This is a genomic window from Synechococcus sp. R6-10, from assembly GCF_047461815.1.
Lineage (GTDB): Bacteria > Cyanobacteriota > Cyanobacteriia > Thermostichales > Thermostichaceae > Thermostichus.
This window is the reverse complement of the sequence record NZ_JANSHW010000148.1, coordinates 1-9,375: the sequence shown is the minus strand read 5'-3', so window position 1 is coordinate 9,375 and position 9,375 is coordinate 1. Positions and strand designations below refer to the sequence as shown.

Here is a 9,375-nt window from a genome sequence, read left to right as displayed (position 1 = left end):
CCGAGCAGTTCACCACCACATCAATGCGGGGCCGGCCCAGTTCCTCCAAGGGGATCAGCTCCACCTTGTTCACCCGCCCCAGGGCATCGGGTTTGGGTCGCACCCCCAGCAAACACAGCACCTGCGCCAGCGACTCCCCGTAGGTCTTGATGTTGTCGGTGCCCCAGAGCACCACCGAGATGGTTTCCGGGTACCGGCCACCGTTACTGCTCATCTCGCGAGCCAGCAGCCGTTCCACCACGATCTCCGCAGACTTAATCGCGGCTGCCGTGGGGATAGACTGGGGATCCAAAGCATGGATGTTCCGTCCTGTGGGCAACACATTGGGGTTGCGGATGGGATCCCCTCCTGGCCCCGGCGAAATGTACTCCCCTTCCAAGGCCCGCAGCAGGGATCCCAGCTCATAATCTGCCGTAATTTGCTTGAGGTACTCCTCCAGAAATTCAAACAAGGGCTTCAAAAGATCCGGATCCACCTGGGGGTAGCCCGCTTCTTTTAGGACTGCCAACCAGGGGGCTTGCCGGCCCATGTTGAAAAAGTTGAGCTTGGCCACCCGCGCGACCCGGCCCTGGGCGTCGGTCTGCTCCTGCACCAGCGCCGCCACCGCCTTCTGGCAGGCCTTGTTGATGCGATCCAGCAGCTCCGTATCCGCCAGGTGTCCCCGATCCCGGTTGCGGTAGATCTCATCGATATCCCGGCCCAGGCTTTGGGCGAGAATGCGGGGCAGGCCGAGGATCCCTTCTTCGGGGCGGTCAATGCTGGCAATGCTCACCAGGGTGGCAATCGCCTCCTCTGCTGTGGGGGGCGCTCCAATGACGTGCAGACCACAGGGCAACAGCCGCGACTCGATCTCCATCAGCTGGGCGTAGAGCTTGCCCACCACCCTGTCCCGCTCTTCCAAGCTCAACTGGGCGGCGTCCCCCTGGGGCAACTCCACATCCTTGTCCAGGTTCACCAGCCGCGCCTTGTCGCAGATGGTGTTAACAATCTGAATGCCGCGCCCCCCTTCCCGCAGGCTTTGGTAAGAGCCGATCAGCTCCCGCAGCTCTTGCAGCCCCTTGTAGAGGCCGGCGTTTTCTGCCGGCGGCGTCAGGTAGCTGATGGTGCAGGCGTAGCCCCGCCGCTTGGCAATAGTGGCCTCACTGGGGTTGTTGGCGGCGTAGTAGTACAGGTTGGGCAGGGATCCAATTAGATTATCCGGATAGCACTCGCCCGACATGCCGATCTGCTTGCCCGGCATAAACTCCAGGGATCCATGGGTGCCAAAGTGCAACACCGCATCCGCCCCCCAAACTTTCTCCAGGTAGGTGTAGTAGGCAGCAAAGCCGTGGTGGGGGCTGGCTGACCTGGAAAAAAGCAGCCGCATGGGATCCCCTTCATAGCCGAAGGTGGGCTGCACCCCGATGAACACATTGCCAAAGTGCTTGCCGTAGATCAACAGATTTTGCCCATCGGTATTCAGGTGCCCCGGCGCTGGCCCCCAGTATTGCTCGATGGCTTTCACGTAGGGTGTCAGCGCCTCGTACTCCCGCACCGACAGTTTGGCGGCCACATTCAGCTCCGGGCTGGCGTACTGGGCCTGGGGATCGTGCAGGATGGACTCCATCAGCTCCTGCGGGGTTTTGGGCAGCTCGGGGCCGAGGTCATAGCCGTTGTGGGCCAGGGCCTGCATCACCCGGTGAATAGAGGCAAATACATCCAAGTAGGCTGCTGTCCCCACATTGCCTTTGTCCGGTGGGAAGCTGAAGACGGTGATGGCGATCTTCTTCTCCAGCTTGGGCTTGCGCCGCAAATTGGCCCATTTAATGGCCCGCGCCGCGATCAGCTCGATCCGATCCTGCATTGCGTGAGCTTTGCCGGTGGCCGCGTCCCGCCCTGAGAGGATGATGGGATCGATGGCCCCGTCCAGCTCGGGAATGGCAATCTGCAAAGCCACCTGCACCGGGTGCAGCCCCAGGTCGCTGGCAGCCCATTCTTCCGTCGATTGAAACACCAAGGGCAGCGCCACCATGTAGGGGCGATTCAGCCGTTGCAGCGCTTCCACCGCCTTGGGGTGATCCTGCCGCGCCGGCCCTCCCACCAGGGCAAACCCGGTTAGCGACACGACCACATCCACAATGGGCGCTGTCTTCTGCGCGTTCCAGAAAAACTCGTTCACCGGCTTGGAGAAATCTAGACCCCCGGCAAACACCGGCACCACCCGCGCCCCGCGCGACTCCAGCTCTTGCACCATGGCCACGTAGTGGGCATCATCCCCCGTCACCAGGTGGGTGCGCTGCAACACCAACCCCACGCAGGGAGCCAAGGGATCCTTCACGTCCTGCGGCAGATCCTCGCGGGCGTTGTACCAATCCAAATACTCCGCCAGACTGGCAAACATCTGGGGTGCCAGGGGGTGCCAAATGCCCATCTCCAAATAGGTGACCGGCTCGGCAAACTGCACCTGATCCCGCATCCCCGGCAGGTAGCGATCCGCCAGCATCAGCAAAAAGTTCTCCAGGTTCTCGCGGGATCCCCCCAGCCAGTACTGGAAGCTGAGCATGAAGTTGCGGGCATCCTGCGCCTTGTCGAAGGGTAGATACTTCAGCACCTTGGGCAGCGTCTGCAGCAGCTTCAGCATCCCCTCCTGGAAGTTGGATCCCTGCTGGCGCTTGCGCATGAACTGGGCAATGGCGCTCTTGGACTGTCCCAGCTGCGCCATAGAAAAGGATCCCATCTTGTTCAGGCGCATCACTTCCGGCATGGAAGGGAAGACCACCACCGCATCCAGCCGCTCCCGCAGGGGCTGCACCGCCTGCACCACCTTCTGGGCAATGTCTTCGATAAAAATCAGGGATCCGATAAAGACATTGGCCGTTTCCAGATCCCGCCGAAAAGCCTCATAGCCCGCGGGATCCCGCAGCTCCTCCACCAGATAGCCGGACAGCTCCACCGCCAGCTTGGAATTGTGGGCATTGATGTGCTGCACTGCTGCGGTCAGGGCACTCTGATATTGCGGCTCCAACACCACATACACCACCTTCATCAAGCGGCGATCCCCCACCTCGGCAGGGGTAACGTGGCGGGTGATGGGCTTAACCAGAGTAAACATGCGGTCGCTCTCCGTCGTGCAATGCAAAAATTGGGTAAACCGGGGAAAGGATTCTGTCCTGCTAACGCGAAAGGACTCCGTCCCGCTGACGCGAAAGGACTTCGTCCCGCTGACGCGAAAGGACTTCGTCCCGCTGACGCGATAGGCAGGATCCCCTATTGTCTGTTTCCCGTTCTACCAGAGAAACGGATCCCTGCTGAGGGTATGACGGCAAGGTCGTAACAATTCGCAATGATCGCTGAGGTACTGTAAAGGGAAAGAGGATCCTTTCCCCAGAGAGCGTCCCCTTCTAAGGATCCAATGGACTTCTCACCCCGCGCCCGCCTTTATTCAGCACATGGGTGTAAATCATGGTGGTTTTGACATCTTTGTGGCCCAACAATTCTTGGACGGTGCGGATGTCGTAGCCGTTTTGCAGGAGATGAGTGGCAAAACTATGGCGGAAGGTGTGGCAAGTAAACTACCCGACTCCGTACCGCTTTAGCGATACAGAGTAGGCTTTTAGTAGCCCTGGGCCTGCTCTGCTCTACCAGAGAACAAAACAGGCCCGAACCTCTAGGCTGGTTTACAGCAGCCCCAATCGACCGTTACCAGTGCCTTAAATAACCGTTTCTGGTGCCCGCAGTGTTATTATAGCACAAGGCAAGTGAAGTCGCACATTCCTCCCGACACTGACTTTATGAGTACAGTGTGAGGCTCCTGCGATTTCTAGCTGACTTGCTCCAGGAGCTTTCTGGGTCTAGGTATAGGTGTGTTAATGCTCATTCAGCCAGATAAAAACCCTTTGGAGGTAATTATCGCTCAAAATGTTGACTATACAGACAAATTAGGGCAGCATTACACTAGGCGATGGAAAAGTCTGCTTCTTAGGTGATTATCAGTCATCTAGCTGCAGAAACACATGTTGGGCGGCTTCGCCTAAGTTCAAGTTGGGAGAGATTTTATGCCCCAGAGAAATACTTTGATATGCACGGTTGGAACAAGTCTTTTTGACAACTTAAGTCGTTTGTCAGCAACTATACCCAATGTGCCATCAAATTGGGAAAATATTCGCAAGGCTTATGATGAACAAAATTGGACAAATTTAGCTGAAGAGATGCTTAGAGTCTCGCCAACCGACAGAGTGTGCGGCGCTGAAATCAACACAATAGAAGAAGCCCGAAGAAAAAGCTGGCTTGAACTTGAAAATCTAATTTTTCTTGTTTCGGATACTCCTAAAGGAAAAAACACAGGAGAATTTCTAAAGCGCTATTTTGAACGACGTACCGACCTCAATTTACGAAATCTCGAATATCAAACTGTTGATAATCTTCAAGATGAGCGCCCCACAGATTTTAGAGTTCACGGCTTAAGAAATCTTGTTCGCAAAGCTGGCGAATATATACAAAGATTTGGTGGTGCTGAATATGTCGCCATTGACGCAACTGGCGGATACAAAGCGCAAATAGCAATAGCCGTTATTGTTGGGCAGGCATTGAACATACCTGTTTTTTATAAACACGAGAGATTTTCGGAAATTATAGATTTTCCTCCGTTGCCCATATCATTCGACTACGAAATTCTTGCACAAAATGCAGATGTACTAACAGACTTTGAACGCGGCGGAGCGTTTTCGCGCAGTGAATTAGGTGAAATTGACGAAAAGTTTCGTGTTTTATTGGCAGAGATTGTTGTTGATGGGGAGTCTGTTTACGAATTAAGTCCGATAGGGCAGATTTACTTAACAGGTTTTCGTATCCGCAACCCAAAGCCGGTAAGACTAATACCAGCCGAAAATAAAAAAGAGCCATCGTTTAGAGATGACCATTACCCAACTGGGTTTAGAGATTTCGTGAAAAAAGTTTGGCGGGAAAACCCATGGATAGTAACAGCGAACTCATTGCCTTACGACAAGCAGAAATCAATTAAGGGTATTGGATTCTATGTTCGAGAAGAAGATGGCAAAAAACGGCTTATAGGAACGTTCCAAGATAAAGATAATTTTGGCGCAAGGTTTTGGATTCATGTTACCGATGAATCTTCAATCGCCTTAGCATGGGCGGCAGACACCTTAAACCAGAAGTACAGACCATGAACAACAACTACGCCGCCCAACACGCGCTTCCACCTGACACCGCTCCGCTGCGCTTCGCGGCGCAGGTGAAGTGCAGGCCGTTATATTGCCAGCGCCAGAGCTGTGCCTTGTCAAGGCTGTTGGTGAAGGGGCGCTGGCGTCTGTGGGTAGTTGAACCGATCGGTGGAAAAATTTACACAACATAACAAGTCACTGCACCCGACCTGATGTTAAAATTCGAGAAATACCCAAAACTGCTGGCGGCGGGTGAGTTCAGCCGTTATATTGCTTGTCTTATTAGTCAAATAGATTTAGTTTAGTCATTTGGAGACAGCATGTCAGAAGGTAAGTTCCAGAACTATGCTCCACTTAACCCAAACACAGCAGAGAAAAAGTTTTGGGAATGCCTCAAAAAGACATTTCAGAATGAGCCATGCGTAGCTTACTTTAGGTATCCAATTTTTAAACGCACAGGCAATCTCACCAGAGAACCTGACGTTATCTTTATGCACAGAGATTTAGGATTGTGGGTATTTGAGTGTAAAGGGTGCAGTATCGCTAACATTGAAAGTATCGAAGGGCATCAGTGGAAAATGACTAATTGGCATAGGGAAGAGGAATTGCCTATGCTTCAAGCTGAGGATGGCATGCTTGCAATAAGTGCGAAACTCGCAGAACGAAGAGAAACACGAGGACTGGTCACCTCACACTACAGAGTGGTGTTACCCTTTGTTAAAGGGCAAGAATGGCAAGATAAGGGATTTTCTGACTTGCCCTGTACCCAAGGCGTTGTTTTGCTGGAGGAGGATCTCAAGCCATCGACTCTCCGAGAAAAACTACAGTTGGGCGCTTGCGAAAAACCACAGCGTCCTCTATCTGATGAACAGTGGCAAAACATCGTTGCTTTACTGGGCGGTTCGCTACCAAGACAAGAACCTAGAGCCATACCCACAGGAACACCACCCGAAAATCCTGTAAGAGTCATCCATTATCTGGAATCTCGCCTTCGTTTTCTGGACGATCAACAGCAAAAGGTAGCTTTTGAGGTTCCAGATGGCCCTCAGCGTGTTAGAGGATTAGCAGGAACAGGGAAAACCGTTCTATTTGCCAAGAGAGCCGCAAAAATCCATGCCGCGCACCCTGACTGGAAAATTGCTTTTGTGTTTTTTACACAGGCACTTTACGACCAAATCATAGGTTTAATCAGTCTTTACTATCGTGAAATGGTTCGGCAGGATGAAGGAGATGTAGAGCCAAACTGGCACAATGTACAAGTACTACATGCTTGGGGTTCAAAAGAGCGTAACGGTTTCTACCGTGACTTAGCCCAAAAATCGGGAATATGTCCTCTGAGTGTCAAGGATGTAAGAGAGAGGATGGGGCGCAACTGCTCTCCATCAGAGGCTTTTGAGTATGTTTGCGATGATCTGGAGAAAAGGGTACCGAACATACCTGTACTTTTTGATGCGATCTTGATAGACGAAGGACAGGATTTGCCCCCATCCTTCTATCGATTAGCTTATAAAAGTTTATCTGACCCAAAACGACTTTATTGGGCATACGACGAAGCACAGGGGATTGGAACCCTGACGGTACCTCGTCCTTTGCATATCTTTGGGCTTAATCCAGATGGAACACCAGTAGTAGATTTAGGTGGGAACAAACTTCCTGATGGAACCATAACCAGCCCTACCTACGAAGGAGGACTGCGCAAGGCACACAATTTAAACCGATGCTACCGAACACCTAAAATGCTTCTCATGGCTGCTCACGCTATCAACATGGGCTTACTGCGACAAGAGGGTTGTTTGCAAGGAGTGAGTAACAAAGAGGATTGGGAAAAACTAGGTTACACTGTTCTGGATGGAGATTTTTCAGATGCAAGTGTCAAAGCTGGCAAAACAGTCACAGTTACGCGCGAGGCAAAAAACAGCCCTCACCCCATAGACAGTGATGATTTTCCTCACAAGGACGCTTTAGGCTCACCTTTACGCATCCAGACTTTTTCGGATGAGTTGGAAGAGCAGGAATGGATTGCTCAACAAGTGGAGGAAGATCTGAAGTTAGGCTTCGACCCTTGGGACTTGTTGATTACTTGCCCCACTGGTGATAAAGAACAGCAGTACTTTGAAGCAATAAAATCTAAACTCTCAAAGCGAGGTATCCAAAGCGTTATTGCAGGTGTTGATACAAATCGGGATATCTTTCGCATGGATAACTGCATCACGATCTCAACAATTTTCCGAGCCAAGGGCAATGAGGCGTGGAAGGTTTATGCTTGCAGATTTCATTGTGCTACCCAGCCATTAGCTTGGAGAGGAGAGTCAGAACTACAGAAGCGTAACGAAGCCTTTGTTGCACTTACACGAGCGCGTATCTGGTGCGTTGTAACTGGGGTTGAGGGTGCGAGCCCAGTTTTTGAAGAATTGAGAGCTATTGTGCAACAGTACCCAAATCTAACCTTTAAAGCATTCAATCGATCCTCATTGAAAAGGATTAATGATGAAGATTTTGAATAGCAAATTAGAAACTCGTATCAATGTTTGCTACCAATTGTAAGTGCAACATAACAAATCACTGCACCCGACTTGAAGCTATACTTTAGTCATTACCCAAAACTATAGCTAGGTAGGTTAAGGTTGTCGCCTTAAGATTCTGGGAAACCAATGTGGGGCTACGCCCAGCGACCCATATTATGCCAACCTTTGTATGCTTAGCTATACTGGCGGCGGGTGAGTTCAGCCGTTAGCCAGCGCGACTTAATCTCAAGTGTAATAATATCCAACATCGAGGAGTTGGAAAGATGAACACAGTGATTACCATTCCTCTGGATGCAGATACAGCGAGACTTTACAGTCAAATTCCTGCTGACCTGCAAAGAAAGTTTCAGTTGTTACTTAACCTTTGGCTGCGCGACCTCATCGTACCACCGCGTCCCCTTCAGGTTGTCATAGATGAAATCAGCCAAAAAGCACAGGAGCGTGGCTTAACTCCTGAGATACTGGAATCTCTGCTGAATGTCGAATGAACCATGCTTTGTTTTTGATACCAATGTTGTTATCAGTGCGCTCCTGTTGAGATGTTCTGTCACTCGTCAAGTCTTTGACAGGGCAACACAGAGAGGCAAATTGCTTATCTCACGTGTGACCGTTGAAGAATTGAGCGATGTCCTGCGGCGCAAAGGATTTGAAAGGTATATAACCGAGGAAGAACGGATGGAGTTCTTGAGCACTTTTGTTAGAGATGGCGTCTTGGTGGAGATTGTAGAGCGCGTGGCGACGTGTCGTGATCCCAAAGACGACAAGTTTCTTGAACTGGCTGTTAATGGCAAGGCAAGATGTGCGTGCCGTTAGATGTACCCAGAGACAAGATGATGAGCAAGCTCAAATGCCCTCATTGCGGGAACCCAGGGATCCCTGTCCTCTGCAAGGTGTGCCTCGGCTCAACTGTGCCTGCGACCTGCAAAGCGTTATGAATCTTTGTTTGAGTCGTAATTGAGAGGAAATAGGTGAGCTGTAATTCCTAATGGACTTTTCTTTTCATTGCAGGTTGGGTAATGCAAAAACAGGAAGTCCTTACATTACTGGCAAATCATCAGAACACTCTGAAGGACTTTGGCGTAAAGTCTCTAATGCTCTTTGGTTCAGTAGCAAGGGATGAAGCGCAAACAGACAGTGATATCGATCTGCTAGTAGAGTTTGACCGTCCAGTTGGATTGTTCACTTTTGTACGCTTGAAACGATATCTAGAGGAAATTTTAGAGAGTCCGGTTGATCTAGGTACGCCTGACTCCCTCAAGCCCTATCTGCAAGAATCCGTTCTCCGGGAGGTGGTTCGTGCCTTCTAGAGATTGGCAGAACAGAGTAAGATCGGAAATAGAGGCAATTAAGTTAGATGAGGATCCCTCTGGGCCAGGATATATGGTTGTTTCAGACTGCAGGAAAGCAACTTGGGGATCCCAGGTTCCCCTAGTCTGCTTTGGGAGACAGATAAGGGGTATGTTTGTGTTGGCCGGTTAGAGATCGAAGGCAGGGCAAATGTCCCAGACTTATTCGGAATGACTATCGCAAACGGAGCTATTGTACTGGCTACCGTCTCATCGCCATTTGAATTGACTGTAAATAAACACACAAGCTCTCAAGCACGGGGGGGCAACGGTGGGCATTGGATCCCGGGAACCAGGGATTCCAGCAAGCCGCTACAGGCATCCCAGAGCAGCTCGATCACGTAA

Annotated in this window: 6 protein-coding genes and 1 pseudogene; 5 read left to right on the top strand and 2 right to left on the bottom strand. The window is 51.1% G+C overall.

Annotated elements, in window-relative coordinates:
• Positions 1-3,091, bottom strand: a 3,091-nt coding sequence (locus NW837_RS04870; protein WP_414329516.1) for a magnesium chelatase subunit H, incomplete at its 3' end; no start/stop codon positions are given.
• A 289-nt stretch (positions 3,092-3,380) separates the two neighbouring features.
• Positions 3,381-3,548, bottom strand: a pseudogene (locus NW837_RS04865) (tyrosine-type recombinase/integrase); the annotation flags it as partial.
• 486 nt (positions 3,549-4,034) lie between these two features.
• On the opposite strand from NW837_RS04865, the gene NW837_RS04860 reads away from it, so the two are divergent.
• From NW837_RS04860 to NW837_RS04840, 5 genes are all read left to right on the top strand, one after another.
• Positions 4,035-5,165 carry a putative CRISPR-associated protein gene (locus tag NW837_RS04860; protein WP_414329514.1) on the top strand — a complete coding sequence of 377 codons (1,131 nt, stop codon included), beginning with the start codon at positions 4,035-4,037 and terminating at the stop codon, positions 5,163-5,165.
• Positions 5,166-5,479: 314 nt separating this feature from the next.
• A complete protein-coding gene (locus NW837_RS04855) occupies positions 5,480-7,663 on the top strand; it encodes a DEAD/DEAH box helicase (protein WP_414329512.1) in 2,184 nt (727 codons plus the stop codon).
• Positions 7,664-7,947: 284 nt separating this feature from the next.
• Positions 7,948-8,172 carry a hypothetical protein gene (locus NW837_RS04850; RefSeq protein ID WP_414329510.1) on the top strand — a complete coding sequence of 75 codons (225 nt, stop codon included), beginning with the start codon at positions 7,948-7,950 and terminating at the stop codon, positions 8,170-8,172.
• On the top strand, positions 8,162-8,497 hold the full coding sequence (locus NW837_RS04845) for a putative toxin-antitoxin system toxin component, PIN family (protein WP_414329508.1): 336 nt from the start codon (positions 8,162-8,164) through the stop codon (positions 8,495-8,497). Before NW837_RS04850 ends, NW837_RS04845 begins: the two co-directional genes overlap by 11 nt.
• 203 nt (positions 8,498-8,700) lie before the next feature.
• Positions 8,701-8,991, top strand: a complete 291-nt coding sequence (locus NW837_RS04840; protein WP_414329506.1) for a nucleotidyltransferase family protein — start codon at positions 8,701-8,703, stop codon at positions 8,989-8,991.
• Positions 8,992-9,375: the final 384 nt, after the last annotated feature.